Source organism: Streptomyces lanatus (assembly GCF_014655715.1).
Taxonomy (GTDB): Bacteria; Actinomycetota; Actinomycetes; order Streptomycetales; family Streptomycetaceae; genus Streptomyces; species Streptomyces lanatus.
Genome location: NZ_BNBM01000024.1, coordinates 23,041 through 46,120, shown reverse-complemented (window position 1 = coordinate 46,120; position 23,080 = coordinate 23,041). Strand labels below are relative to the sequence as shown.

At 69.9% G+C, this 23,080-nt stretch carries 26 protein-coding genes and 1 tRNA gene; 19 read left to right on the top strand and 8 right to left on the bottom strand.

Features of this window, described 5'->3' with window-relative positions:
- The first annotated feature begins 70 nt into the window (after positions 1-70).
- The gene (locus IE325_RS41270; RefSeq protein WP_373315336.1) at positions 71-715 is read left to right on the top strand and encodes a DNA alkylation repair protein; all 645 of its coding nucleotides are present in this window, start codon (positions 71-73) and stop codon (positions 713-715) included.
- A gap of 393 nt (positions 716-1,108) precedes the next feature.
- On the opposite strand, the gene phoU is transcribed toward IE325_RS41270, so the two are convergent.
- Positions 1,109-1,810 carry a phosphate signaling complex protein PhoU gene (gene phoU / locus IE325_RS41265; protein ID WP_190075326.1) on the bottom strand — a complete coding sequence of 234 codons (702 nt, stop codon included), beginning with the start codon at positions 1,808-1,810 and terminating at the stop codon, positions 1,109-1,111.
- A 395-nt stretch (positions 1,811-2,205) separates the two neighbouring features.
- On the opposite strand from phoU, the gene phoR reads away from it, so the two are divergent.
- On the top strand, positions 2,206-3,483 hold the full coding sequence (gene phoR / locus IE325_RS41260) for a two-component system sensor histidine kinase PhoR (RefSeq protein WP_190075325.1): 1,278 nt from the start codon (positions 2,206-2,208) through the stop codon (positions 3,481-3,483).
- 5 nt (positions 3,484-3,488) lie between these two features.
- Positions 3,489-4,160 carry a two-component system response regulator PhoP gene (phoP, locus tag IE325_RS41255; RefSeq protein ID WP_004000192.1) on the top strand — a complete coding sequence of 224 codons (672 nt, stop codon included), beginning with the start codon at positions 3,489-3,491 and terminating at the stop codon, positions 4,158-4,160.
- A gap of 101 nt (positions 4,161-4,261) precedes the next feature.
- Here phoP and IE325_RS41250 read toward each other — a convergent pair whose 3' ends face one another.
- The gene (locus IE325_RS41250; protein ID WP_190075324.1) at positions 4,262-4,969 is read right to left on the bottom strand and encodes a copper chaperone PCu(A)C domain-containing protein; all 708 of its coding nucleotides are present in this window, start codon (positions 4,967-4,969) and stop codon (positions 4,262-4,264) included.
- Positions 4,970-5,595: 626 nt separating this feature from the next.
- Between IE325_RS41250 and IE325_RS41245 the strand changes: the two genes are divergently transcribed.
- The 6 genes from IE325_RS41245 (at position 5,596) to IE325_RS41220 (ending at position 11,849) form a co-directional block, all read left to right on the top strand.
- A complete protein-coding gene (locus IE325_RS41245) occupies positions 5,596-6,078 on the top strand; it encodes a CarD family transcriptional regulator (RefSeq protein ID WP_003953493.1) in 483 nt (160 codons plus the stop codon).
- A gap of 275 nt (positions 6,079-6,353) precedes the next feature.
- On the top strand, positions 6,354-7,106 hold the full coding sequence (gene ispD, locus IE325_RS41240) for a 2-C-methyl-D-erythritol 4-phosphate cytidylyltransferase (RefSeq protein WP_190075323.1): 753 nt from the start codon (positions 6,354-6,356) through the stop codon (positions 7,104-7,106).
- Positions 7,096-7,590 carry a 2-C-methyl-D-erythritol 2,4-cyclodiphosphate synthase gene (gene ispF, locus IE325_RS41235; RefSeq protein ID WP_190075322.1) on the top strand — a complete coding sequence of 165 codons (495 nt, stop codon included), beginning with the start codon at positions 7,096-7,098 and terminating at the stop codon, positions 7,588-7,590. The genes ispD and ispF overlap by 11 nt, the downstream gene beginning before the upstream one ends.
- Positions 7,591-7,642: 52 nt before the next feature.
- On the top strand, positions 7,643-9,040 hold the full coding sequence (gene cysS, locus IE325_RS41230) for a cysteine--tRNA ligase (protein ID WP_190075321.1): 1,398 nt from the start codon (positions 7,643-7,645) through the stop codon (positions 9,038-9,040).
- A 98-nt stretch (positions 9,041-9,138) separates the two neighbouring features.
- Entirely contained in the window at positions 9,139-10,080 is a 942-nt protein-coding gene (gene rlmB, locus IE325_RS41225) for a 23S rRNA (guanosine(2251)-2'-O)-methyltransferase RlmB (protein ID WP_190075320.1), read from the top strand.
- 134 nt (positions 10,081-10,214) lie between these two features.
- A complete protein-coding gene (locus IE325_RS41220) occupies positions 10,215-11,849 on the top strand; it encodes a DoxX family protein (RefSeq protein WP_190075319.1) in 1,635 nt (544 codons plus the stop codon).
- 136 nt (positions 11,850-11,985) lie between these two features.
- Here IE325_RS41220 and IE325_RS41215 read toward each other — a convergent pair whose 3' ends face one another.
- The 3 genes from IE325_RS41215 to IE325_RS41205 form a co-directional block, all read right to left on the bottom strand.
- Complete coding sequence (locus tag IE325_RS41215) at positions 11,986-12,717, bottom strand: nucleotidyltransferase family protein (RefSeq protein WP_190075318.1); 732 nt, start codon at positions 12,715-12,717, stop codon at positions 11,986-11,988.
- A 46-nt stretch (positions 12,718-12,763) separates the two neighbouring features.
- On the bottom strand, positions 12,764-13,222 hold the full coding sequence (locus IE325_RS41210; RefSeq protein WP_190075317.1) for a hypothetical protein: 459 nt from the start codon (positions 13,220-13,222) through the stop codon (positions 12,764-12,766).
- Positions 13,223-13,440: 218 nt separating this feature from the next.
- Complete coding sequence (locus IE325_RS41205; protein ID WP_190075316.1) at positions 13,441-14,529, bottom strand: ABC transporter ATP-binding protein; 1,089 nt, start codon at positions 14,527-14,529, stop codon at positions 13,441-13,443.
- 216 nt (positions 14,530-14,745) lie between these two features.
- On the opposite strand from IE325_RS41205, the gene IE325_RS41200 reads away from it, so the two are divergent.
- The 5 genes from IE325_RS41200 (at position 14,746) to IE325_RS41180 (ending at position 17,017) form a co-directional block, all read left to right on the top strand.
- Positions 14,746-14,820 (top strand) — tRNA-Thr (locus IE325_RS41200).
- Between the two features lie 192 nt (positions 14,821-15,012).
- Complete coding sequence (locus tag IE325_RS41195; RefSeq protein WP_190075315.1) at positions 15,013-15,249, top strand: hypothetical protein; 237 nt, start codon at positions 15,013-15,015, stop codon at positions 15,247-15,249.
- Between the two features lie 184 nt (positions 15,250-15,433).
- Positions 15,434-15,811 carry a hypothetical protein gene (locus tag IE325_RS41190; protein WP_190075314.1) on the top strand — a complete coding sequence of 126 codons (378 nt, stop codon included), beginning with the start codon at positions 15,434-15,436 and terminating at the stop codon, positions 15,809-15,811.
- A gap of 295 nt (positions 15,812-16,106) precedes the next feature.
- Positions 16,107-16,433 carry a hypothetical protein gene (locus IE325_RS41185; RefSeq protein WP_190075313.1) on the top strand — a complete coding sequence of 109 codons (327 nt, stop codon included), beginning with the start codon at positions 16,107-16,109 and terminating at the stop codon, positions 16,431-16,433.
- A 236-nt stretch (positions 16,434-16,669) separates the two neighbouring features.
- Positions 16,670-17,017, top strand: coding sequence for a hypothetical protein (locus IE325_RS41180; protein ID WP_229912426.1), 348 nt, complete (start codon positions 16,670-16,672; stop codon positions 17,015-17,017).
- Positions 17,018-17,102: 85 nt separating this feature from the next.
- Here the strand turns inward: IE325_RS41180 and IE325_RS41175 are convergent, their stop codons facing one another.
- The 3 genes from IE325_RS41175 to IE325_RS41165 all read right to left on the bottom strand — a co-directional run bounded on the left by IE325_RS41175 (position 17,103) and on the right by IE325_RS41165 (position 18,711).
- Entirely contained in the window at positions 17,103-17,405 is a 303-nt protein-coding gene (locus IE325_RS41175; RefSeq protein ID WP_190075312.1) for a hypothetical protein, read from the bottom strand.
- A 268-nt stretch (positions 17,406-17,673) separates the two neighbouring features.
- Entirely contained in the window at positions 17,674-17,964 is a 291-nt protein-coding gene (locus IE325_RS41170; protein WP_190075311.1) for a hypothetical protein, read from the bottom strand.
- Positions 17,965-18,228: 264 nt separating this feature from the next.
- Positions 18,229-18,711, bottom strand: a complete 483-nt coding sequence (locus IE325_RS41165) for a hypothetical protein (RefSeq protein ID WP_190075310.1) — start codon at positions 18,709-18,711, stop codon at positions 18,229-18,231.
- 401 nt (positions 18,712-19,112) lie between these two features.
- Here IE325_RS41165 and IE325_RS41160 point away from each other — a divergent pair, with 401 nt between their 5' ends.
- The 5 genes from IE325_RS41160 (at position 19,113) to IE325_RS41140 (ending at position 23,070) form a co-directional block, all read left to right on the top strand.
- A complete protein-coding gene (locus IE325_RS41160; protein ID WP_190075309.1) occupies positions 19,113-19,874 on the top strand; it encodes a hypothetical protein in 762 nt (253 codons plus the stop codon).
- Positions 19,875-19,946: 72 nt separating this feature from the next.
- Positions 19,947-20,225, top strand: coding sequence for a hypothetical protein (locus IE325_RS41155; RefSeq protein WP_190075308.1), 279 nt, complete (start codon positions 19,947-19,949; stop codon positions 20,223-20,225).
- An 81-nt stretch (positions 20,226-20,306) separates the two neighbouring features.
- Entirely contained in the window at positions 20,307-21,548 is a 1,242-nt protein-coding gene (locus IE325_RS41150; RefSeq protein ID WP_229912425.1) for a wax ester/triacylglycerol synthase domain-containing protein, read from the top strand.
- Between the two features lie 26 nt (positions 21,549-21,574).
- Positions 21,575-21,865 (top strand): acyl carrier protein, encoded by a 291-nt coding sequence (locus IE325_RS41145; protein ID WP_190075307.1) that lies wholly within the window; start codon positions 21,575-21,577, stop codon positions 21,863-21,865.
- Positions 21,862-23,070, top strand: coding sequence for a beta-ketoacyl-[acyl-carrier-protein] synthase family protein (locus tag IE325_RS41140; protein ID WP_190075306.1), 1,209 nt, complete (start codon positions 21,862-21,864; stop codon positions 23,068-23,070). The genes IE325_RS41145 and IE325_RS41140 overlap by 4 nt, the downstream gene beginning before the upstream one ends.
- The last annotated feature ends 10 nt before the right edge of the window (positions 23,071-23,080 follow it).

Below are 23,080 nucleotides of genomic sequence, written 5' to 3'. Positions count from 1 at the left end.
CCCCATACCTCAGGGACAGGAGGCCAAGGTGGCGGATACGGCGCTGAGCGGGGCGAGCCTCGCCGAGGTGATGGCTGAGCTGGCCGCGCTGGAGGATCCGAAGGCTCGTGCCGTGAACGAGCGGCACGGCGACGATCACGGTGTGAACCTCAGCAAGCTGCGCGCGATCGCGAAGCGGCTCAAGACGAGGCAGGAGCTCGCGCGTGAGCTGTGGAGGACGGGGGACACCGCGGCGAGGCTGCTGGCGCTGCTGATCTGCCGGCCGAAGGCGTTCGAGCGGGACGAACTGGACGCCATGCTGCGCGAGGCGCGCACGCCCAAGGTGCAGGACTGGCTCGTGAACTACGTGGTGAAGAAGAACCCGCACGCCGAAGAGCTGCGCGTCGCCTGGTTCGCCGACTCAGATCCGGTGGTTGCCAGCGCCGGCTGGGCGCTGACCACCGAACGCGTCGCGAAGAAGCCCGACGGCCTCGACCTCCCCGCACTCCTCGACGCCATCGAGTCCGAGATGAAGGACGCCCCGGACCGCCTCCAGTGGGCGATGAACCACTGCCTCGCCCAGATCGGCATCGAACACGCCGAGTACCGCACGCGCGCGATCGCGATCGGCGAGCGCCTGGAGGTGCTGAAGGACTATCCGACCTCGCCGGGGTGTACGTCTCCGTTCGCGCCGGTGTGGATCGACGAGATGGTGCGCCGGCAGGGCGGCAAGTAGCGGACGCCGAAAGGCCCCGGCGCGTCCTGCGCGCCGAGGCCCTCATGGTCGTACGAGATCCAGATCCGCACTCTCACCCGCACTGGCAAGGATTCCCGGACTGGCACCCGCACCCGCAGCCCGAGCCGCAGCCGCAGGCGCCGAAGAGCGGGAGGCTCCTGATGTCGGCGGGCTGTTCGGTCGGGCGTTCCTGGGTGGGGTCGGGCGTCGTGCCGGGTGTGCTGGGGGATTCGGCCATGGTCCCTCCTCGGGCTGGTGCCTGTGCTCATTCCATGCCCGCCCCGCTGGGCGCATCAACGGCGCACAGAGGCTTGCACGCGCGCCCCGAACAGACTCCGGCAAGCCCGCTCACGGCCCCGCACCACCCTCGACGGGAACACACGGCCGAGAGGCCTACGCCCCCTCCACCCCCGAGACCGGCTGGATCTCCGGCTGGATGTCGGGCTGCAGCTCATCCGCGTGCTCACCCGTCACCAGGTAGACGACACGCTTCGCCACGGCCACCGCATGGTCGGCGTACCGCTCGTAGTAGCGGCCGAGCAGCGTCACGTCGACCGCCGTCTCGATGCCGTGCTTCCAGCGCTCGTCCATCAGGTGCTGGAAGAGCGTGCGGTGGAGGAGGTCCATCGCGTCGTCGTCCTGCTCCAGCTGCATCGCGAGGTCGACGTCCTTGGTGATGATCACCTCGGCGGCCTTCGCCATCAGGCGCTGCGCGAGCTGGCCCATCTCCAGGATGGTGGCGTGCAGGTCCTGCGGAATCGCCCGCTCCGGGTACCGCAGCCGCGTGAGCTTCGCCACGTGCTGGGCCAGGTCGCCCGAGCGCTCCAGGTCCGCGGACATACGGAGCGAGGTGACCACTATCCGCAGATCCGTGGCCACCGGCTGCTGGCGCGCCAGCAGGGCTATGGCCCGCGCCTCCAGGTCGTGCTGGAGGTCGTCGACCTTCTCGTCGCCCTCGATCACGCTCTCGGCCAGCTTGAGGTCGGAGTCGAGGATCGCCGCCGTGGCGCGCCCGATCGCCGACCCGACCAGCCGGGCCATCTCCACCAGGCTGTCGCCGATCGAGTCCAGTTCCTCGTGGTACGCGTCCCGCATCAGGGTCCCTCTCTTACGTCTGCCTCGGGGTTCCGGGGGCCAGGAGACTGTCCTCGGACCACTCTCCTCGGACCGGCAGTCTTACCGTCATGCCCTCCGACAGTAAGACCGTCGCGAAAACGACAGTCGGACTGTCGTGAAACCGCCAGTGCGATCTCGCGATCCCTACGCTAAACCGACTGTGTGATCTATGCGCCGACCGTCGAGTCGGCCGCCGAGCCTGCTGTCGAATCGGCCGCGCGAACCCCACACCCCCACCATCCGGGTCCTACGCGTCCGTTTCCGCCACCCCAAATGAACCAATACTGGCTCCAAGGTGAACTCTGGGCGACGAGTGTTCGAGGTCGCACTCCGACGGCTGTGGGCACCGCCCGCGACATGCCTAACCTGGATGCATGGACGTGAACGCGGCGGTCGCCGCAGCGGCAGCGATCGCCGGGGTTCTCACCGGTGTCATCGCCATGCTGGCGTTCCGCTGGAGCGAACGCGACCTGAAGCGACCCACCCGAACCTCTCTGCACACCGACCCGGTCCTGCCACCCGGCGTGGACACGGTCCTGTCGGTGCTGCGCTCCTCCGCGGTCGTCCTCGACGAGGGGGACGCCGTCGTCAAGGCCAGCTCGGCGGCGTACGCCCTCGGTCTGGTGCGCGGCGGCAAGCTCTCCGTCGAACCCATGCTCCAGATGGCCCGCGACACCAGGCGCGACGGCGAGATACGGCAGGTCGAGCTGGACCTGCCCAGGCGTGGCACCGGACGGGGCGAGGCCCTCGCCGTGTCCGCCCGTGTCGCGCCCCTCGGCTCCCGTCTCGTCCTCCTCCTCGTCGAGGACCTCACCGAGGCCCGACGCATAGAGGCGGTACGGCGCGACTTCGTCGCGAACGTGAGCCATGAGCTGAAGACGCCGGTCGGCGCGCTCTCCCTCCTCTCCGAGGCCGTCATGGACGCCTCCGACGACCCGGAGGCCGTCGAGCGCTTCGCCGGCCGTATGCAGATCGAGGCGACCCGGCTCACCAACCTGGTGCAGGAGCTCATCGACCTCTCCCGGGTACAGAACGACGACCCGCTGGAGGACGCCGAGCCGGTCCGCGTCGACGAGCTGGTCGCCGAGGCGATCGACCGCTGCCGGCACGCCGCCGGCACGAAGCAGATCACCATGGCCGCCGGAGGCGCCGAGGACCTCAGCATCTGGGGCAACCGGGGTCAGCTCGCCGCGGCGCTCGGCAACCTCGTCGAGAACGCCGTCAACTACTCGCCCGCCCGTACCCGCGTCGGCATCGCCGCGCGCCGGCTCACCGCCCCGGGCGGGGACCATATCGAGATCGCGGTGACCGACCAGGGCATCGGCATCTCGGAGAAGGACAAGGAGCGCATCTTCGAGCGCTTCTACCGCGTGGACCCGGCCCGTTCCCGTGCCACCGGTGGCACCGGCCTCGGTCTCGCGATCGTCAAGCACGTGGCCGCCTCGCACGGCGGGGAGGTCACGGTGTGGAGCTCCGAGGGACAGGGCTCCACGTTCACCCTGCGGCTGCCGGAGGCGGGTGCGGCCCGTGACCGTGCTCAGCAGCACCCCGATCTCGACGACGAGGCCGGGCAGCCCGCACCATCCGATCCCCCCAATTCCCCCGACTCAACCGCGTACGAAACGCTTTCCGCCCCGGAGGTCCTTCCGTGACCCGAGTGCTTGTCGTCGAGGACGAGGAGTCCTTCTCCGACGCCCTGTCGTACATGCTCCGCAAGGAGGGCTTCGAGGTCGCCGTCGCGACCACCGGGCCCGATGGACTGGACGAGTTCGAGCGCAACGGCGCCGATCTCGTCCTCCTCGACCTGATGCTGCCCGGCCTGCCGGGCACGGAGGTCTGCCGCCAGCTGCGCGGCCGTTCCAATGTCCCGGTGATCATGGTCACCGCCAAGGACAGCGAGATCGACAAGGTCGTCGGCCTGGAAATAGGAGCCGATGACTACGTCACCAAGCCCTTCTCCTCGCGCGAGCTGGTCGCCCGTATCCGGGCCGTCCTGCGCCGCCGCGGTGAGCCCGAGGAGGTCACCCCGGCCGCGCTGGAGGCCGGCCCGGTCCGCATGGACGTGGACCGCCATGTGGTCACGGTCTCCGGCTCCAAGGTCGACCTCCCGCTCAAGGAGTTCGACCTGCTGGAGATGCTCCTGCGCAACGCGGGTCGCGTCCTGACCCGTATGCAGCTCATCGACCGGGTGTGGGGCGCCGACTACGTCGGCGACACCAAGACCCTCGACGTTCACGTCAAGCGCCTCCGCGCCAAGATCGAGCCGGACCCGGGGGCGCCGCGGTATCTGGTGACGGTGCGGGGCCTGGGCTACAAGTTCGAGCCGTAAACCGCAGGCGTAGGAAAACAGGCGTACGTAAAAGGGCGGGGCCCCGGATCAGATCCGGGGCCCCGCCCTTTTCTACGGCTCTACAGGTGCCGTACGACCGCTCAGTGGCCGGCCGCCGACTGCGAGGTCGCGTCGGTCGGGGTCGCCTCACCGGCGCCCGTGCCCGTGCCCGCGCCGGTACCGGCCTCCGGCGACTCGCTGCTGGAGGCGCCGCCGGTCGGCGTGGCCTCGGCACCCCCGGCCGGGGAACCGGTCGGCGAACCGCTCGGCGAGGACGTCGTACCCGGCACCGCCGGGACCTCGGTCGGGCCCCAGCCCTCGAAGTAGTGCTCGGCCGGGACGACGAAGGCGCGCAGGCTGACGTCGCCGGTCTCGCTGAAGGTGAAGGTGATCTTCTGGGCGTTGCCGTCCTGGATCGCCTCACGGCTGCTGGGCAGCACGGCGGAGGCGTTGTCCTTGCCGCCGAGGATCAGCCGGCCGCCGGCCGGGATGGTCAGGCTGCCCCCCTTGGCGGCCTTGAGCTCGGCGGTCTTGTCGGTGCCGTCCACCTTGATCGCGTCCAGCGTCTGGGCGGTGCGGCCGGAGTTGAACAGCGTCGCGGAGACCGCGGCGGGGCCGGTCGACTCCAGGTCGGGCTGGGTGATGACGAGGGCGTTCTGGATCTTGATGTCGCCGACGCTGGTGGCCGCGTTGTCCGGCTTGATCTCCAGTGTCTGGGCGTTGTTGCCGGCGGCGCACGCGGCGAGCGAGGTGATCGAGAACGCGAGGGCGACGGCGGCCAGGGCGCCGCGTCGAAGGCTGCTGCTCACGGCGGCGGCAACTCCTTGACTCGAACGGGGCGGGCGAATAAAGCCGCCCTAAGTGTCTGTCAGCGGCCTTAGGTTACCGAGCCGTTCCCGCGCGGCCGCACCCGACCCTCCCCTCGGCGGGCCAAGTGCTGCCGAAGTGCCGCCGAAGTGGCTCTTCCGGCACCCGTCTCTTCACCCGGAAGTGGCCCGCGAGTCACATTGCCCGGTCGCTCGTCCGTCATTCACATAAGCGCCCTCCAAGCGCCCGCGCAAAATTTCCGTGAAGGAATGCGCGAGCGCCCCGGAATTGATCATCCGGGCATGCCGCCGACCAGGCTGTGATCAATTCCGGGATTCGTCCGGGCCCCCCTCGGGACGCCGAACGGAGTAGCGGAAGTCGCACACTTGGAAGCGGACATTTGTGTACGTTCGACCACTCGGCGGCGCCGCCGGATGTGTGTAACGTACGCGTTTCACCCCGCCCGCAGAGCCGCTCCGACCTGCGAATACCTTCTTCCGATCGGCCCGCGAAGCACGTTCCGGTTGGAGTTGTCAAGCCCCGAGATATGCCCTGACCTGCGAAAACGCCATTCAGAACCCGCCGTTTCCGTGTTACCCTGGATAGCCACGGAAGGGGTACCTGTCACATGACGTTCAAGGTTGGCGACACCGTGGTCTATCCCCATCACGGGGCCGCGCTGATCGAGGCCATCGAAACTCGCCAGATCAAAGGCGTGGACAAGACCTACTTGGTGCTGAAGGTCGCCCAGGGTGACCTGACGGTACGTGTGCCAGCGGACAATGCGGAGTTCGTCGGCGTGCGTGATGTGGTCGGTCAGGACGGGCTGGACCGGGTCTTCGAGGTGCTGCGCGCGCCGTACGCCGAGGAGCCCACGAACTGGTCGCGTCGTTACAAGGCAAATCTGGAGAAGCTCGCCTCCGGCGATGTCATCAAGGTCGCGGAAGTAGTGCGTGACCTGTGGCGTCGTGAGCGCGAGCGTGGACTCTCCGCCGGTGAGAAGCGCATGCTCGCCAAGGCCCGCCAGATTCTGGTGAGCGAGCTGGCCCTCGCGGAGAACACCAACGAGGACAAGGCCGAGGCCCTGCTCGACGAGGTTCTCGCGTCCTGACGAGGTCCATTCGCCTCAGTTCAGCACCCAGCAGTAATGCTGTGTGAGGAAAAAAGTGCCGCGGTGCCCGATGACGTTATTCCTGTCGCCGGGCGCTGCGGCATGTTCGCGCACAGACGCCGTTCGTCCTGCCTCGGGGTGTCCCCGATACTTTGATGTGCCGGGTCCGGGCTGCCGCCTCGACCGTTGTCACGGAAGGGTTCGGTCAAGACGTCCCACCCGGCACGCTGAGGCCATACCCACCTAGGCCGAGCACACAAACCTGACAGGAACCGATGTCTGACGATTCGCGCCCTTCGCGCTCGGAAGCCCGTACGGCCGTCGTGATCCCGGCCGCCGGAAAGGGTGTGCGCCTCGGCCCGGGCGCCCCCAAGGCACTTCGCGCGCTGAACGGCACGCCCATGCTGATCCACGCCGTCCGCGCGATGGCCGCCTCCCGCGCCGTCTCCCTGGTGGTCGTGGTGGCCCCGCCCGACGGCGCCCCCGAGGTCAAGAGCCTCCTCGACGCGCACGCGCTGCCCGAGCGCACCGACTTCCTGGTGGTCCCCGGCGGCGAGACCCGCCAGGAGTCCGTGAAGCTCGGCCTGGACGCGCTGCCGCCGGACCACGACATCGTCCTGGTGCATGACGCGGCCCGCCCGCTGGTGCCGGTGGACACCGTGGACGCGGTCATCGAGGCCGTACGGGGAGGAGCGCCGGCCGTGGTGCCCGCGCTGCCGCTCGCCGACACGGTCAAGGAGGTCGAGCCCGCGCGCACGTCCGGTGACCCGGAGCCGGTGGTCGCCACCCCGTCGCGCGCCCGCCTCCGTGCCGTACAGACCCCGCAGGGCTTCGACCGCGCCACGCTGATCCGCGCGCACGAGACGGTGACGGACGACGTCACCGACGACGCGAGCATGGTCGAGCAGCTCGGCCTCACCGTCGTGGTCGTCCCCGGCCACGAGGAGGCCTTCAAGGTCACCCGCCCGCTGGACCTGGTCCTGGCGGAGGCGGTCCTGGCCCGCCGGAGGCTGAACGATGGCTTCTGAGCCACTGCTTCCGCAGGTCGGCATCGGCACCGACATCCACGCCTTCGAAGAGGGCCGCGAGTTGTGGTGCGCGGGCCTGAAGTGGGAGGGCGAAGGACCCGGCCTCGCCGGCCACTCCGACGCGGACGTCGTCGCGCACGCCGCGTGCAACGCGCTGTTCTCGGCGGCCGGCCTCGGCGACCTGGGACAGCACTTCGGCACCGGGCGCCCCGAGTGGTCGGGCGCCTCCGGCGTCGTACTCCTCACCGAGGCCGCGCGCATCGTGCGTGAAGCCGGCTTCCGCATCGGCAACATCGCCGTCCAGGTCGTCGGCCCCCGCCCGAAGATCGGCAAGCGGCGCGACGAGGCGCAGAAGATCCTGTCGGAGGCCGCCGGCGCGCCGGTGTCGGTGTCGGGGGCGACGACCGACGGACTGGGGTTCCCCGGAAGGGGTGAAGGGCTCATGGCCGTGGCCACCGCTCTCGTGGTGCGGACCACGCTCTGACTGTTATCCACAACCGTCCGAGGCACTGGGCATCGCCGATTACCCTGGACCCGTGACTATTCGCCTGTACGACACCAGCGCCCGGCAGATCCGTGACTTCACCCCGCTTCAGCCGGGCTGTGTCTCGATCTACCTCTGTGGCGCCACCGTGCAGGCCGCACCGCACATCGGCCATATCCGCTCCGGCCTGAACTTCGACATCATGCGCCGCTGGTTCGAGTACCGCGGCTATGAGGTGACGTTCATCAGGAACGTCACGGACATCGACGACAAGATCATCGCCAAGTCCGCCGACCAGAACCGCCCCTGGTGGTCGATCGGCTATGAGAACGAGCGCGCCTTCACCGACGGCTACACCGCCCTCGGCTGCCTCCCGCCGACATACGAGCCCCGTGCCACCGGCCATGTCACCGAGATGGTCGAGATGATGCGCGGCCTCATCGAGCGCGGTCACGCCTATGAGGCGGACGGCAGCGTCTACTTCGACGTCCGTTCCTGGCCCTCCTATCTGGAGCTGTCCCGGCAGGACCTCGACGAGATGCGGCAGCCCACCGAGGAGGGCATCACCGGCAAGCGGGACCCGCGCGACTTCGCGATGTGGAAGGCCGCCAAGCCGGGCGAGCCCGACTGGGAGACGCCGTGGGGACGCGGGCGCCCGGGCTGGCACCTGGAGTGCTCGGCGATGGCCCACCGCTACCTGGGCTCCGCCTTCGACATCCACGGCGGCGGACTCGACCTGATCTTCCCGCACCATGAGAACGAGATCGCCCAGGCCAAGGCGTACGGCGACGACTTCGCCCAGTACTGGGTGCACAACGCCTGGGTCACCATGAGCGGCGAGAAGATGTCGAAGTCGCTCGGCAACAGCGTGCTGGTGTCCGAGATGGTCAAGCAGTGGCGCCCCATCGTCCTGCGCTACTACCTGGGCACCCCGCACTACCGCTCCACCATCGAGTACAGCGAGGAGGCCCTGCGCGAGGCCGAGTCGGCGTTCGCGCGGATCGAGGGCTTCGTGCAGCGCGTGGTGGAGAAGGCGGGAGTCGTCGAGCCGTCCGCCGAGGTCCCGCTCGCCTTCGCCGAGGCGATGGACGACGACCTGGGTGTCCCGCAGGCGCTCGCCGTGGTGCACACCACCGTCCGGCAGGGCAACAGCGCACTGGCCGCCGACGACAAGGAAGCCGCCGTGGCCCGCCTCGCCGAGGTCCGCGCCATGCTCGGCGTCCTCGGCCTGGACCCGCTTGACCCGCACTGGGCGGGCGAGACCGACCGCGGTGAGGATCTGCACGGCGTGGTCGACAGCCTCGTACGCCTGGTCCTCGACCAGCGCGAGGCCGCCCGCACCCGCAAGGACTGGACGACCGCGGACGCCATCCGCGACCAGCTCAAGCAGTCGGGTCTTGCCATCGAGGACGGCCCCGATGGACCCCGCTGGAGCCTCGGCCCGCGCTGACCGGCCCCGGCTCCCGGAAGATCGATTGTGCCGCCCGGCCATCCGGGCGGCACACTTCATAGACATACGTACGACGACACACGACAGACAGGTAGGTCATGGCCGCGAACAACCGCCGCATGTCCGGCAAGAAGGGCGCGCAGGTCGGCAGTGGCGGCCAGCGGCGCAAGGGCCTGGAGGGCAAGGGCCCGACGCCGCCCGCCGAGATGCGCAAGAAGCACAAGAAGAACCGCATCGCGACCGCCAAGGCGAAGCAGGCCGCGCGCCGCCCCGTGCCGCGCGGCCGTGGCGGCAAGGGCACGTCCGAGATGGTCGTAGGGCGCAACCCGGTCGTCGAGGCGCTGCGCGAGGGCGTCCCCGCCTCCACGCTCTATGTCCAGCAGTTCATCGACAACGACGAGCGTGTCCGCGAGGCCCTTCAGCTCGCCGCCGACCGCGGCGGCATCAACCTCATGGAGGCCCCGCGCCCCGAGCTGGACCGTATGACGAACGGCCTCAACCACCAGGGCCTGGTCCTCCAGGTCCCGCCGTACGAGTACGCCCACCCCGAGGACCTCGCCAGCGCCGCCTACGACGGTGGCGAGGACCCGCTCATCGTCGCCCTCGACGGCGTCACCGACCCGCGCAACCTGGGTGCCGTGGTCCGCTCGGTGTCGGCCTTCGGCGGCCATGGAGTCGTCGTACCCGAGCGGCGTGCGGCGGGCATGACGGCCGGTGCCTGGAAGACGTCGGCCGGCACCGCGGCCCGCACCCCGGTCGCCCGCGCCACGAACCTGACGCGCGCCCTGGAGGCGTACAAGAAGGCGGGCATCGCGGTCGTCGGCCTGGCCGCCGACGGCGAGGCCGAACTGGGCGATCTTCAGGCCCTGGACGGCCCGGTCGTCATCGTGGTCGGCAGCGAGGGCAAGGGCCTGTCCCGGCTGGTCGGCGAGACCTGCGACTTCCGGGTGCGCATCCCGATGCCGGGCGGCGCGGAGTCGCTCAACGCCGGTGTGGCGGCGGGCATCGTGCTGTACGAGGCGGCCCGCCGGCGCGTCTGAACAGACATGCGTGGCGTCACCCGTGCGGGTTAATTCTGGTGACAGTGGTGCGACCTGCGCATCCTTGACGCGGTCCGGACAGATCGGACCGGTCAAGGCAGTGTCCTAACCACATGTCACTCGGTTAGTTGAGTGTGGACACCAGAACACCCCGCACACCCACGGGGGACCGTTCGTCGGGATACGACGACGCTCCCGCGCTGAGCATGGTGAAGGTGCCGAGCGATCCGGCGCAGATCATCGTCAATCACGCGAGTTTTCGCGTGCTGCTGGGCGCGTCGACCAGGCGCACCAAATCCCCGCAGATCGCACGGCACTTGAGCGCCACCGAGGACACCGCCCGCATCCCCGCCGCGGGAGTGGCCGGCCGAGCGGGCGCGCCGCCCGCCGCCCGCCGCCGGGTCTCCGTCTGGAACGGCACGTCCGCGCCCGACGACACCGGCGCCCACCGGCTCCTCCAGGCCGTGCGGGACGGCAGCGTCCGCCACGGCGACGAACCGGCCCCCGCCGCAGGGGGTACCCAGGTCATCCCGCGCGTCGACGTCGACTACGACGGCGGCTACGAGGACGAGATGGCGCGGACGGTCGAGACCCCGATCGTCGGCCCGCAGCGCACCCACGAGTCCCTCGAAACCCGGCTGCTGCCCCATATGCGCACGGTCGAGAGCGCGTATGACGAGGAATTCGCCTACGCGGCCGAGGATTTCGACGCGCCGGAGCCCGACGCCCCGGACGACGACCCCGACTCCGCCCTCAGGCGCCAAGGCGGCGACGACCCCGCACGGCACGCGTACTACCCGGGCCGCCGTATGAACCTCGGCGTGGTCCTCCTCCCGCTCCGCGTCTTCCTGGGCTTCATCTCGATCTACGCGGGCATGGGCAAGCTCTGCGACCCCGTCTACTTCGACGGCGGCAGGCGCGGCTCCATGGTGAAGTGGCTGAACACCCTGCACCCCTGGGAAGTGGCCGAGCCGCTGCGCCAGTTCGCCCTGGAGCACCCCGTCGGCTCCGGCCTGGTGATCGCCTTCTTCCAGGTGATCGTGGGCGTGCTGACGGTGCTGGGCTGCTGGCAGCGGGTCGCCGCGGTGGTCGGCGCCCTGCTGTCCGCCGCGCTCCTGCTCACCGTCAGCTGGAAGAGCGTCCCCGTCTACGACGCCCCGGACATCATCTATCTCGCCGCTTGGTCACCGCTGATCATCGCCGGTGCCCCCGTCTACTCCATCGACGGCCGCCTCGCGGGCATGGCCTGGCGCCGACTCGGCCCCCGCACCGACATCTGGGAGCTGCGCAACTACGTCCTGCGCCGCGGCGCCCTGCTCACGGCGATCGTCACCGGCCTGACCCTCCTGGTCGGCTCCCTGCTGGGCGGCGCGGTCCGCGACGCCGACCGCGTGGTGGTCCCGGGCCCGGGGGAGGCCCCGCGCAACGAACTGCCGGGTTCCCCGCTGCCGGAGGAGTCGGACAGGCAGCGCGGCGAGGCGCCGTCGGCCTCCAACTCGCCGACGCAGGGTGCCACATCGGGTACGGCGACCCCGTCGGGCGCCGCCACGACGCCGGGCGCCACGAGCGACACGGGCACGACGGGCGCGGGTACGCCCAGCCAGACCCAGGGCACGGCGGGCCAGGCCCCGCCGCAGCAGTCCGCGCCCGCCGACGAGGCCCCCAGCACCAGCACCGGGCCCACCTCGGGCGGCCCCTCCTCGGGCGGCGGCGACGGGGGCGGTTCCTCCGACGACGAACCGGGTCTGGTGGGCGGCCTGTTGGGGTAGCCGGGCCGGTGGGCGACGTACTCGGCAACGCGACCACCGGCTGATCCACCGCCCTCACGCCGAGCGGCAGGACGACGAGGGGCCCCGGACGCGATGACGTCCGGGGCCCTTCGTCATGCTCGGCTCGGCGGTGTGGTCAGCGGCCCAGGGCCGCCAGTTCCTTCGCCGCCTCCGTGAGGTCCTTCGCGGTGTCGATGGCCCGCCAGTAGGCGCCCTGCGGGATCGGGAAGCCGGCCAGGCGGCGCTCTCGCGCGAGATGGGGGAAGGTCGTACGTTCGTGGTCGCCGCGCTCGGGAAGGAGGCCTGCGAAGGCGGGGGAGAAGACGTACACGCCCGCGTTGATCTCGAAGGTCGACGGCGGCGACTCGATGAAGTCGGTGATGTGCCCGAAGCCGTCCGTCTGCACCGCGCCCCACGGAATGCGCGGCCGGGCGAGGGCCAGCGTGGCGACCGCGTCCCGCTCGGCGTGGAAGTCCGCCATGTCGCGCAGCGAGAAGCGCGTCCAGATGTCGCCGTTGGTGGCGTACCAGGGCTTGTCGGGGTGCGGCAGATGCGCCGCCGCGTACTTCAGGCCGCCGCCCCGGCCCAGCGGCTCGGTCTCTACGACGGTCGTGACGCGGACCGGGAGGTCGGACGACTTCAGCCAGTCCTGGAGCACCTCGGCGAGATGCCCGCAGCTGACCACCACGTCCGTCACGCCTTCCTCGGCCAGCCAGGAAAGCTGATGGCCGATGATCGGCGTCCCCGTACCGGGGATCTCGACCATCGGCTTGGGCCGGTCGTCGGTGTACGGACGCAGCCGTGATCCCTGGCCGCCGGCCAGGACGACGGCTTGAACGGGGCGGGACGCGGCGTTCGGATCAGTCATGCCCGAACTGTACGCGGCGCCCCGCTCACGGCAGCAGCCGTTCCCGCTAACCGTGCGCTGCGGCGACGCCCGAGGCGAACGCCGTGTCGCACACGGGCCGTGCGTAGGACTGGGCCCGGGTCGGCCCGTACACGCGAACCGCCGCACGCCCCAGCGCGCGGGCGATCGACGCACAGTGCTGGGCCAGGGACGGACGGTCGTCGACGGCCTGCTGGAGATGGGTCAGGGCGGTGCCCGGGTCCTTCTCCTGCAACTCGGTCATCAGCCGGTCGCGCAGCACGTCCTGCGGGGCGCGCGGGGCCGCGTTCTTCACGTTGCCCGCACTCGATACGTCGGTCGCGGCGAGCACCGAGTCCGAGGGGCTCCCCGACCAGTTGACCCGCGTGACCGCGAGGGTCCCGGAGAGCACCAGGACGACGGGCAGGACAAAGGCGATGGTGCGGCCGAGCTGGCGGGCAGGGCCCCGGTGGCCGCGTCGTGTCTGTTGGGTGGTGGAGTGCTTCACGCGAGTGAGGGTAGCGTTCAGTGCGGATATGGCGACATTTAGTCACCGGTTCGGGGGATGAAGAGGGGCCTCGATTCGGGTACGACGTTGACGTACAGCACTCGAAATGACCGGTATGCCGGGGTATTTGTCGACAACGAGAAGGGCCCCGCAGCGGTCTGCGGGGCCCTCTTCGTCAACCTGGGTGAATTACCCCGGGTTGTACTGCCTGGGTTGCCTCAGTCGGAGAGGCGCTCGCCGGTGGAGGTGGAGAACACGTGGGTCTCGCCGGAACGCGGGACGATGTGCAGCGTGCTGCCCTTCTCCGGGACGTCACGGCCGCTCACGCGGACGACGAGGTCCTTGGAGTCCGCGCCGACCTTGGCGGTGCCGTAGACGTACGCGTCGGCGCCGAGCTCCTCGACGACGTTGACGGTGACGGCGAGACCCTGGTCCGAGTCGGAACCGGCCACGTCGAAGTGTTCGGGGCGGACACCCACGGTGACGGTCTTGTCGGTGGCGCTGGAGAGCGCCTCACGGTCGACCGGGACCACGGAGTTGCCGAACTTCACACCGCCGTCGGCGATCGGGACCTCGACCAGGTTCATGGCCGGGGAGCCGATGAAGCCGGCGACGAAGAGGTTGGCCGGGCGGTCGTACATGTTGCGCGGGGTGTCGACCTGCTGGAGCAGACCGTCCTTGAGGACCGCCACGCGGTCGCCCATCGTCATGGCCTCGACCTGGTCGTGGGTGACGTAGACGGTCGTGATGCCGAGGCGGCGCTGCAGCGAGGCGATCTGCGTACGGGTCGAGACACGGAGCTTGGCGTCCAGGTTGGACAGCGGCTCGTCCATGAGGAAGACCTGCGGCTCACGCACGATGGCGCGGCCCATGGCGACACGCTGGCGCTGACCGCCGGAGAGGGCCTTCGGCTTGCGGTCCAGGTACTCGGTGAGGTCGAGGATCTTCGCGGCCTCTTCGACCTTCTTGCGGATCTCCGCCTTGTTGACGCCGGCGATCTTGAGCGCGAAGCCCATGTTGTCGGCGACGGTCATGTGCGGATACAGCGCGTAGTTCTGGAACACCATGGCGATGTCCCGGTCCTTCGGCGGCAGGTGCGTGACGTCGCGGTCACCGATGCGGATGGCGCCGGCGTTCACGTCCTCGAGCCCCGCGAGCATGCGGAGCGAGGTGGACTTGCCGCAGCCGGACGGACCGACGAGGACGAGGAACTCGCCGTCCCCGACCTCGATCTCCAGACCATCGACGGCGGGCTTCTCGGTGCCCGGGTAGATCCGGGTCGCCTTGTCGAACGAGACAGTGGCCATGGTGAAGGGCCCCCTTCTACCGGCAGGAACGTGCCGGACGATCCGTTGTAGGAAGGTGGTTGGTTTAGTCCACATGTGCGGACTGGCTCTGGACGGTACCCGGCGTTCGCCTGTTCTGTCAGTACCTGGGGGCATGTGAACTTCGCGGAAATTTTCGACAGGGCCCCCTCGGAACCTGGGTACACTGCACGGGCGCGTGCGAAACCGCGCGTGCAGGCCTCCTTAGCTCAGTTGGTCCAGAGCGGCTGTCTTGTAAACAGCAGGTCGTCGGTTCGAATCCGACAGGGGGCTCTTTTTTTTCTGCGGCGGGGCGGTTGTCGATGACACCGCCCCGCACGTTTTTCCCATTCCCTCGCGCACCCCCATGTCCCCATTGGGACACGGGACATGCACCGGCGTGGAATAGGATCGCTACTGCTAGTGTTCACTCAGTCACAGTGGGCAATCAGCCTCAATGTACATGTAATGAAATCCGAGGGTTCCATGCGCAAGCTTCACCAGGTCATGATCGCCGCGGCGGCCGCGGGCGGGCTCACCGCCGTCGGTGCCGGCACGAGCGTTGCCTATGACGTCACGCCGTCCGTGTCCGACCTCTACCGGCCGTACCAGGAGTGCAGCCCGCAGACGGTTGCCGCGACCGACGTCCCGGTCGCCGTGCTCGGCCTCTCCGAGACGTTCGACACCACCTGCGGTCAGTTCAACAACGCCTTCACCGGCTGAGGTCGGCGGCACAGTCGTGCGCGACGCCTTCCGCGGGCCCCTTCGGGGTCGTTCCCGAAGGGGCTCGTCCATGCGTGGCTGAACTCCGGTGCGGTGATGAGCGGGTGGTCCCTCGCGGAGCGGTCGCCCGCCAGGCCTGTCCTTCAGTTCGTAAGCGAACACCCCCACAGAGGAGACGCAACACATGTTCAACGGGAAGAAGTTCATGGCTGTCTCGGGGCTTCTCGGTGGCCTTGCCATGACCTGTCTCGGCGCCACCCAGGCCCATGCGGCGACCCCGGGTGCCTGCACACTCGACGCCCAGGGCAACATCATCTGCACCCAGCAGCTCCAGGGTCAGACGCCCGAGGGCGACGGCTTCGTCCTGCGTCGGACGGTGAACTGCCAGCCCTCGCAGCCCTTGACCCTGCCCACGCCCGGTCTGCTGTCCAACGGACAGACCCGGATCGGCCCGCACATCACCTGCGCCGACAACGAGACTCCCATGACGACGACGGCGCCCAGCAGCGGCGACAGCGAGCCCGACGCCGCCAGCCCGTTGATCTCACGCCTGTTGGGCTGAGCGTCTCCGCACGGCGGATGGCCGGACCGGGTAGCCCCCGGTCCGGCCATCCGCCGTTTTCGCGCGCCCCGTCAGGGACTTGTCGGCAATCGGGTGAGCGGCTGTCGCGGCCCGTGACCCGACCGCGGGGAGGCGTCGTTCTCCGATCAGGGAAATCGGTGTGCGCACCGGCTCCTTGTCATGGGCCGACACGACACAGGGAAGGAGGAATGTCCCAAATTGTTACGGTTCGCTTGTATATGCTCACATTAAGTAGTCAAGCAAGGGCTTCGCGCCCGGAAGAAAGGGTCTAACTATGCGCAGGTTTCAGCGCGTTGCAGTCGTAGCCGCCGCGGTCGCGGGGCTGTCCGCCTTCGGCATCGGGGCCGGCAGCGCCTTCGCCCACGAGGACGACTGGGACGGTCAGGCTGTCACCGCCGTCGCCAACTCGTCGGCCAACGCCGTGGCCACGTCGGGTGCTCCGTACGGCAAGGACGCCGGTGCTCCGTACGCCGCGCCGGAGGCCGCTCCGCAGGCTGCCCCGCAGGCCGCCCCCGTCGCCGCGCCGGAGGCCGCCCCCAAGGCTGCCGCGCCGGAGTACGGCTACGGCGAGTACAGCGCTCCGACGTACGCCGCTCAGTAAGCAGTCACCGAGCGTCGGTGCGCGCATCTCAGGGCACAGGCGCATCGACATCCGCGGGAACACCGTATGCACGGCGCACGATCTGAATGCCCCAGCTCCTGGATCAGGTCGGACTGTTCATCGGTGTGCTGGACAACACCCTTAGCAAACACAGCCCGGACGCGCGGCAGACCCCTCAGGGAGCGCGGCCGGGCTGTGGCATTTCGACCTTCTCCAAGGCAAAAGGAACGCAGCACATGATCGGTCGACAGAAGATCGCAACCGTCTCCGGGCTCCTGGGAGCCCTCGCCGTGATCTACAGCGGCGCGGCGCCGGCGTACGCCGACGACCCCAAGGGCAACTGCACGATCACCGCCCAGGGAGACATCGTCTGCATCAAGAAGAGCGAGGTCGTCCACAAGGACAAGCGCAACGGGTACGTCGTCCAGCAGGCGCAGGACTGCAGCACGATCGAGCGGCCGCGTGTCATCGGACCCAAGGAGGGCATGGCGAGCGGCGGGTCCTTGCAGAGCGGGCCGATCGTCGAGTGCAACAACCGGACGGAGCTGCCCAAGGGCGTCAAGCTCCCCAAGTTCCATTTCTGACGCACCGACGAGGGCGGGCGGACAAAGAATGCCGGACCGGGAATCACTCCCGGTCCGGCATTCTTTGTGAGGCGGTTCGGCTATGTCACTTGCCGAACGCGGCGTTGTTGCAGCCCATGCTCGAGCCCAGGTGCGTGTCCTGCGCGCCCGGGTTGCCCTCGCCGTTGAGCAGGTTGCCGCCCAGGCCGTTGGCGATGCCGACCTGGCCGAGGATGTCGACGTTGGCGTCGTGCGACTTGCAGCTGGTGCTCTGCAGGACGCTGATGCTGTTGCTGCTGGTGCGCTTCTGGCTGCCCCAGTCGCCGTCGGCGTGGGCAGCGCCCGAGCCCAGGAGGCCGACCGTGCCGAGGGCGGCGACCAGGACGGCGGCCGTGCGGAGCTTGTGCATGTTCATCTCCGGTGGAGTGGAGTGGTTTGCGATCTCCGGGAGTGCGTCCGGGAGATCGACTTCGTACAATTACGGAGGCTAATAGGAAGTATTCCGACGCAATCAGCGGCACGCCGAATTCCGAAAAGTCTCACCGCCTTGGCCGATGGGCATGAAATACGCCGCTGTTGCGCACGAATCGCGCACAAAAAGGAGTCCCGGTACCGGGCTCGCGGCTCGGTACCGGGACTTGTATCCCGCTTCGGTCGGCTAGGCGACCGTTAGTGCCTTAGAAGGCGCTGTTGTTGCAGCCCATCGACGAGCCCAGGTGCGTGTCCTGCGCGCCCGGGTCGCCCTCGCCGTTGAGCGCGCTGCCCAGCAGGCCGTTGAGGACGCCGACCTGGCCGAGGACGTCGACGTTCAGGTCGTGCGACTTGCAGTTGGAGCTCTGCAGGACGCTGAACTTGTCGCCGCCCTTGCCGCCGTGACCGCCCCCGTCGGCGGTGGCGGTGCCGGCGCCGAGGAACGCGACGGTGCCGATGGCGGCGACCACGACGGCGGCCTTGCGAAGCTTGTGCATGTCATCTCCGGTGGAGTGAGGTGGGTGCGATCTGTGGGAGATCGACTTCGTACAGTTACCGGAGATTAATAGGAAATATACGGACATGTATGAACGACGCGCCGGGGTTTGTGATCTCGCGCCGGATGCACCCGGAAGTCGCAGCGCATGCGAACGGCCCCCAGTCACCCGCCTGTCGACGGGGAACTGGGGGCCGAACCGTGTGGTCGCCGCAGCCGCGCGGTGTGATCAGCGCACGACCAGGTGGGGTTCCGCGGGCACGCCTCAGTGCGTGTAGCGGGACTTGGCCAGGGAGTTCGCCTGGCTGTTGGCCTGGTCGCAGTCGACGCCCTCGGTCTCGGCGGCGGCCAGTACGGCGACCGGGACGGCCGCGTTGAGCAGGGACTGCGGGCTGCACTCCTGGTACGGGCGGAAGAGGTTGGCCTGCTCGATCGGCCCGGACGGCGCCACGGCCGGCTGCGGGTTGACCTCCGGGCTGATCTTCGGGCTCAGCTGCGGATTGACCTGCGGAGCGACCTCGGCGCCCTGCGAAGGTGCCTCCTGCCGGCGCTGCGCGTGCGGCGAGTTGGAGGACTGCGCGCTCGCCTGGGTGTTGCTCCACGTGGCGGCCTGGAGATCCTGCTGCGGAGCGGGCGGCGGGACGGCGCCGTAGCTGAGGGGCGCGTCGGCGACGCTGGGACCGACGCCGATCGCGGACAGACCACTGGCTGCTGCTACGACGAGCGCGACCTGATGAAGCTTGCGCATGGAACCTCGGCCCTTCATTGACCTGTGCATGGAACGTACGGAAATGCGGCTGCGATGGACTCTCCCTGTGCGGAACGAGGCAACCGGGATGCCAGTCACGTGAGTTGGGGCGGGGTCACCCAATTGCCCGAGGGTGTGAAAATCGGATGGATGGCAATGGAGTGACGGAATTCCGGATCCCGTGACCTGGCCCGGGAAATGTCGTTGCCAGCAAAGAGAGGGCAGCGGCAGGAATCAGAGAGAGGCAACGGGATCCGCTGTCTGCTCCGGCGTGAAGTCCACATGACAGCTCAGGCATTACCCCTGTAAGGGCGCAGTACGAATATCAGACTGAGCACACGCAAGACTGCACTGAAATACAACGGATTTCCCTGCACAGGTAATGAAGGGCCGAGGGTTCCATGCGCAAGCTTCACAAGGCCGCGCTCGTCGTCGCAGCGGCCGGCGGTCTGACCGCCATCGGCGCCGGCGTCAGCGAGGCGGCCGAATATCCCGTCGGATACGCGGCTCCCGAGTACCCGGCACCTCAGTACGCTCCCGCTCCCCAGTACGGCCCGGCGCCGCAGTACGGTCCGGCACCGCAGTACGCGCCGCCGCCGCAGTACGCTCCCGCTCCCCAGTACGCGCCGCCGCCGCAGTACGCTCCCGCTCCCCAGTACGCGCCGCCGCAGCACAGCACTCCTCCGGCCATGGCGTCGGCGCGCTCGGGCGGTTATGCCCAGGCACAGGCCCGTCCGCAGTACCACCCGCAGCCCGCGCCCCAGCCGGCGCCGCAGCCGCAGTACGTGGCTCCGCCGCCCGCCCCGCGTGAGGAGACCGGATACGCCTCCGCGTCGGCCTCGTCGGGCGGTTTCGCCGAGGCCAACAACGGGCCGCGGCCGGCCCAGCAGCAGTCGGTTCCGCAGGTCGTCCCGCAGGTGACCCCGCAGACGGCCCCGCAGGTCATGCCGCAGGTCGCTCCGCAGGTCTCCGCGCCGCAGGTCTTCAACCCGGAGCCCGCGCCGAAGGTCGCGCCCCAGGTGAACCCGCAGGTCAACCCCGAGGTGAACCCGCTGATCAACCCGCTGGTCTCGCCGGCCAGCGCCCCGCAGGTGCCCGGGCTCGGCCTCGGACAGGTCGCGGCGCCGCCCGTGGGCCAGCTTGGTCTGCCCCGCCTCGGCTGACGGCCGTAACAACGGCCCACCGACTCAACCCCATCCCCCGCACAGCACAACCGCTCGACCAACGGAGAAGAAATGCGCAAGCTTCACAAGGCCGCCTTCGTGGGTGCCGTCCTCGGCAGTGTCGGCACCCTCGGCGTGGGCACGGCCTCCGCCCACGGTGAGGCGATGGCCCACGACTTCGACATCACGCAGGGCATCGAGTGCCGTTCGCACGACATGAACATCGACATCCTCGGCAATGTCGGCGCCCTGAACAGCGTCCTGGCCAACGCGCTCAACGGTGAGGGCTCGCCGGGTGCGCAGCCCAGCCACCTCGGCTCGGACATGGGCTGCAACAGCGCGGTCAAGTAAGCGCACGAAGCGTCCGGTTCAACGCCCGCTCCGTCACGGGGCGGGCGTTGAACTGCTGGCCCTGGAGATCCGGAGGGACCGGTGCGACTGACCTGTGCCGATGAAATGCTGCTGCTCAACGGGTGTCCGGGAGTCATCGGCCTGGCGGTGGTCCTCTCCGGCGAGCGGCCCGATGTGGATCAGGTGCGGTCGCGGGTCGTCGAGCGGTGGGCGGACCTGGAGCGGATGAGCTGTGTGCTCGACCGGGCGGACGGGCGGCGCGGGTGCGCGCGATGGGTCGTACCGGGACCGTTCGACCCGGTGGCGCATGTGGTCGTGGCGGCTGAGAAGTTGGACGAGCTGTGGGCCGGGAGTGCGGACCGGCCGCTGGCCGACGGGGTGCCGCCCTGGCGGCTGTACGTCGTCCCGGACGCGGCGCACGGCGGTGACTTCGCGCTGGCTCTGGTGGCCCAGCACGCGCTGCTGGACGGGCGGTCGCTGGCGACGCTGATGCGGGCGCTGATGGACGACCCCGGGCCGGCGAGCGGGGCGGGCCGTGCGGTGCCGGTGCCGCGGAGCGGGCTGCGGGCGGCGGGGCGGGAGCTCAGGGCGATGACGGCTCCGGGGCAGCCCCTGCCGGTGCCGGGACGGACGTACACCTCGGTCGTGGTGCGTGAACTGCCCGCGGACACCGTGCGATCCGCGCGCCGGCAGCCCGCCGACGGGCGCGGTGCGACGCTGAACGAGCTGCTGGTGGCAGCGGTGGCCGGGGCTGTGCGGGCCCACCACGGCCCGGCGCGGGAGTGGCGGCAGCCCGCGGTGCCCGTGTACACGGCCGTGCCGTGCGATCTGCGCGGCCGGGGGAACCCGGGCGAACTCGGGAACACGCTCACGGTCGTCCGGGTGCCGTTGCCCGTCGACGTGGACGGCCCCGTGGCGCGGCTGCGGGCGTGTCAGGCCGCGCTGGCCGGGGTGCCCGAGCGGGCCGCCGTACACGCCACCGTGCTGTTCCCCGCGGCGGAGGCGGCCCGGCGGACCGGGCCCTGGGTGACCCGGCTGCTGACCAGGCGCGGCCGGCACTCCTGTTTCGCGGCGACCGCGACCACGGCCATCAAGTGGCCCGGCGGATCGAGCACCTTCCAGGGCCGTCGGCTCGTGCGCGCGGTCGGGCTGCCGCCGCTGCAGTACCCGGGCACCGTCAGCTTCGCCCTGGCACAGGCAGGGGAGGCGTTCACGCTCACCGCGGTGGGCAACGCGGGCCCGGACGACGCGGGTCGGCTCGCCGGCGCGGTCGTCACGGAGTTCGAGACATGGGCTCGGACGGCGACGCCGTCAGTGCTCTGACGGCACCAGGAGAGGGAGGCAGTTGCATGGAAGCCGAGCGCCGGGACACAGGTGACGTATGGGAAGCGCTGCGCCCGCTGTGCGCGCGGGTGATGTCGGTGCCGCAGGAGGCGGTCGTGCCCGAGGCCCGGCTGGTCGCCGATCTGGGCGCCGACAGTCTGGACATCACCGAACTGGAGGCGGCGTCCGAGGAATTGTTCGGAGTGTCGCTGCGCGGGACGGACAAGAGCCTGGTGTCGACCGTGGGTGATGTCGTCGGCCTCATCGTGCGGCTGCGCACCGGTTCCCCCGACGCCCACAGCCCCCTCGTCCGATGACCGGCCGGCACGCCGTCGCCGTCACGGGGCTCGGCGTCCGCAGCGGGGCCGGGGCGACACCGGCGGAGCTGTGGGAGAGCCTGGTGGAACGTCGTTCGGCGATCTCGCTGCACGCCTTCGACGACGAGGGCACCGTCGTGTACCCCGCGTGTCCGGTCGCCGGCTTCGATCCCTCCGGGTATCTGACGGCCAAGGAGGTGCGGCGGGCGGACCGTTCGGTGCAGTTGGCCGTGTGCGCGGCCGCGGACGCGGTGGAGGACGCCGGGGGGCTGCGGGTCGCTCCAGGGCGGCGGGCGGTGGTCACCGGGACCGGGTACGGCGGGGTGATCGGGCAGGAGAACGGCATCGGGCATCCCGATGTGCTCTACGCACCTCGGCTGATGCACAACGCCGGGGCGTACTGGATCAGCGCCCGGCACGGGATCACCGGGCCCAGTCTGACGGTCTCCACCGCCTGTGCCTCCGGGACGCATGCGGTGGGGGAGGCGATGCAGCTGATCCGGGCGGGCAGTGCGGACGTCGTGGTGGCCGGCGGGCACGACAGCCCGCTCACGCCCACGACCGCGCTGGCCTTCGGACGGGCCGGGGCGATGGTCACCGAGTGCGAGGATCCGGCCGCCGCGTCACGGCCGTTCGACGTGAAGCGGCGGGGCTTCGTCCTCGCCGAAGGGGCCGCCTTCCTGGTCCTCGAACGGCTCGACCTCGCCCGCGCGCGGGGCGCCCGCATCCACGCCACGCTCACCGGGTACGGGCGTACCTCCGACGCCCATCACCTCACCGCGCCGCATCCCGACGGGGCGGGGGCCCGGGCCTGCATGGAGCTGGCGCTCGCCGACGCGGGGACCACGGCCGACGCCGTCACCCACATCAACGCGCACGGCACCGGCACCGAGCTGAACGACCTCGCCGAAGCGCGCGCCATCAGCGATCTGTTCGGCCCGCGCCGGGTCCCGGTGACCGCCCCCAAGGCGGTGACCGGGCATGGGCTGGGGCTCGCGGGGGCACTGGAGGCCGTGATCACCGTGCTGTCGGTGCGTGAGGGGCTCGCGCCGCCGGTCGCGCATCTGACGCGGCTGGATCCCCGGTGCGAACTGGACGTGGTCACCGGCGAGCCGCGCAAGATCCCCGACGGGCCGGTGATCAGCAACAGCTTCGCCTTCGGCGGTCACAACGCCTGCGTCGTCTTCGACTCGCCGCATCTCTGAGCGGCGAAGG

What these genes read in the sequence shown, in the direction of transcription:
- IE325_RS41195 (WP_190075315.1), top strand. Translation starts at nt 15,013, where the DNA reads ATGCGCAAGCTTCACCAGGTCATGATCGCCGCGGCGGCCGCGGGCGGG.
- IE325_RS41145 (WP_190075307.1), top strand. Translation starts at nt 21,575, where the DNA reads ATGGAAGCCGAGCGCCGGGACACAGGTGACGTATGGGAAGCGCTGCGC.
- ispD (WP_190075323.1), top strand. Translation starts at nt 6,354, where the DNA reads ATGTCTGACGATTCGCGCCCTTCGCGCTCGGAAGCCCGTACGGCCGTC.
- IE325_RS41170 (WP_190075311.1), bottom strand. Translation starts at nt 17,964, where the DNA reads ATGCACAAGCTTCGCAAGGCCGCCGTCGTGGTCGCCGCCATCGGCACC.
- IE325_RS41190 (WP_190075314.1), top strand. Translation starts at nt 15,434, where the DNA reads ATGTTCAACGGGAAGAAGTTCATGGCTGTCTCGGGGCTTCTCGGTGGC.
- IE325_RS41185 (WP_190075313.1), top strand. Translation starts at nt 16,107, where the DNA reads ATGCGCAGGTTTCAGCGCGTTGCAGTCGTAGCCGCCGCGGTCGCGGGG.
- IE325_RS41205 (WP_190075316.1), bottom strand. Translation starts at nt 14,529, where the DNA reads ATGGCCACTGTCTCGTTCGACAAGGCGACCCGGATCTACCCGGGCACC.
- rlmB (WP_190075320.1), top strand. Translation starts at nt 9,139, where the DNA reads ATGGCCGCGAACAACCGCCGCATGTCCGGCAAGAAGGGCGCGCAGGTC.
- IE325_RS41140 (WP_190075306.1), top strand. Translation starts at nt 21,862, where the DNA reads ATGACCGGCCGGCACGCCGTCGCCGTCACGGGGCTCGGCGTCCGCAGC.
- IE325_RS41180 (WP_229912426.1), top strand. Translation starts at nt 16,670, where the DNA reads ATGATCGGTCGACAGAAGATCGCAACCGTCTCCGGGCTCCTGGGAGCC.
- IE325_RS41160 (WP_190075309.1), top strand. Translation starts at nt 19,113, where the DNA reads ATGCGCAAGCTTCACAAGGCCGCGCTCGTCGTCGCAGCGGCCGGCGGT.
- IE325_RS41215 (WP_190075318.1), bottom strand. Translation starts at nt 12,717, where the DNA reads ATGACTGATCCGAACGCCGCGTCCCGCCCCGTTCAAGCCGTCGTCCTG.
- IE325_RS41245 (WP_003953493.1), top strand. Translation starts at nt 5,596, where the DNA reads ATGACGTTCAAGGTTGGCGACACCGTGGTCTATCCCCATCACGGGGCC.
- IE325_RS41175 (WP_190075312.1), bottom strand. Translation starts at nt 17,405, where the DNA reads ATGCACAAGCTCCGCACGGCCGCCGTCCTGGTCGCCGCCCTCGGCACG.
- ispF (WP_190075322.1), top strand. Translation starts at nt 7,096, where the DNA reads ATGGCTTCTGAGCCACTGCTTCCGCAGGTCGGCATCGGCACCGACATC.
- phoU (WP_190075326.1), bottom strand. Translation starts at nt 1,810, where the DNA reads ATGCGGGACGCGTACCACGAGGAACTGGACTCGATCGGCGACAGCCTG.
- IE325_RS41165 (WP_190075310.1), bottom strand. Translation starts at nt 18,711, where the DNA reads ATGCGCAAGCTTCATCAGGTCGCGCTCGTCGTAGCAGCAGCCAGTGGT.
- IE325_RS41155 (WP_190075308.1), top strand. Translation starts at nt 19,947, where the DNA reads ATGCGCAAGCTTCACAAGGCCGCCTTCGTGGGTGCCGTCCTCGGCAGT.
- phoR (WP_190075325.1), top strand. Translation starts at nt 2,206, where the DNA reads ATGGACGTGAACGCGGCGGTCGCCGCAGCGGCAGCGATCGCCGGGGTT.
- IE325_RS41270 (WP_373315336.1), top strand. Translation starts at nt 71, where the DNA reads ATGGCTGAGCTGGCCGCGCTGGAGGATCCGAAGGCTCGTGCCGTGAAC.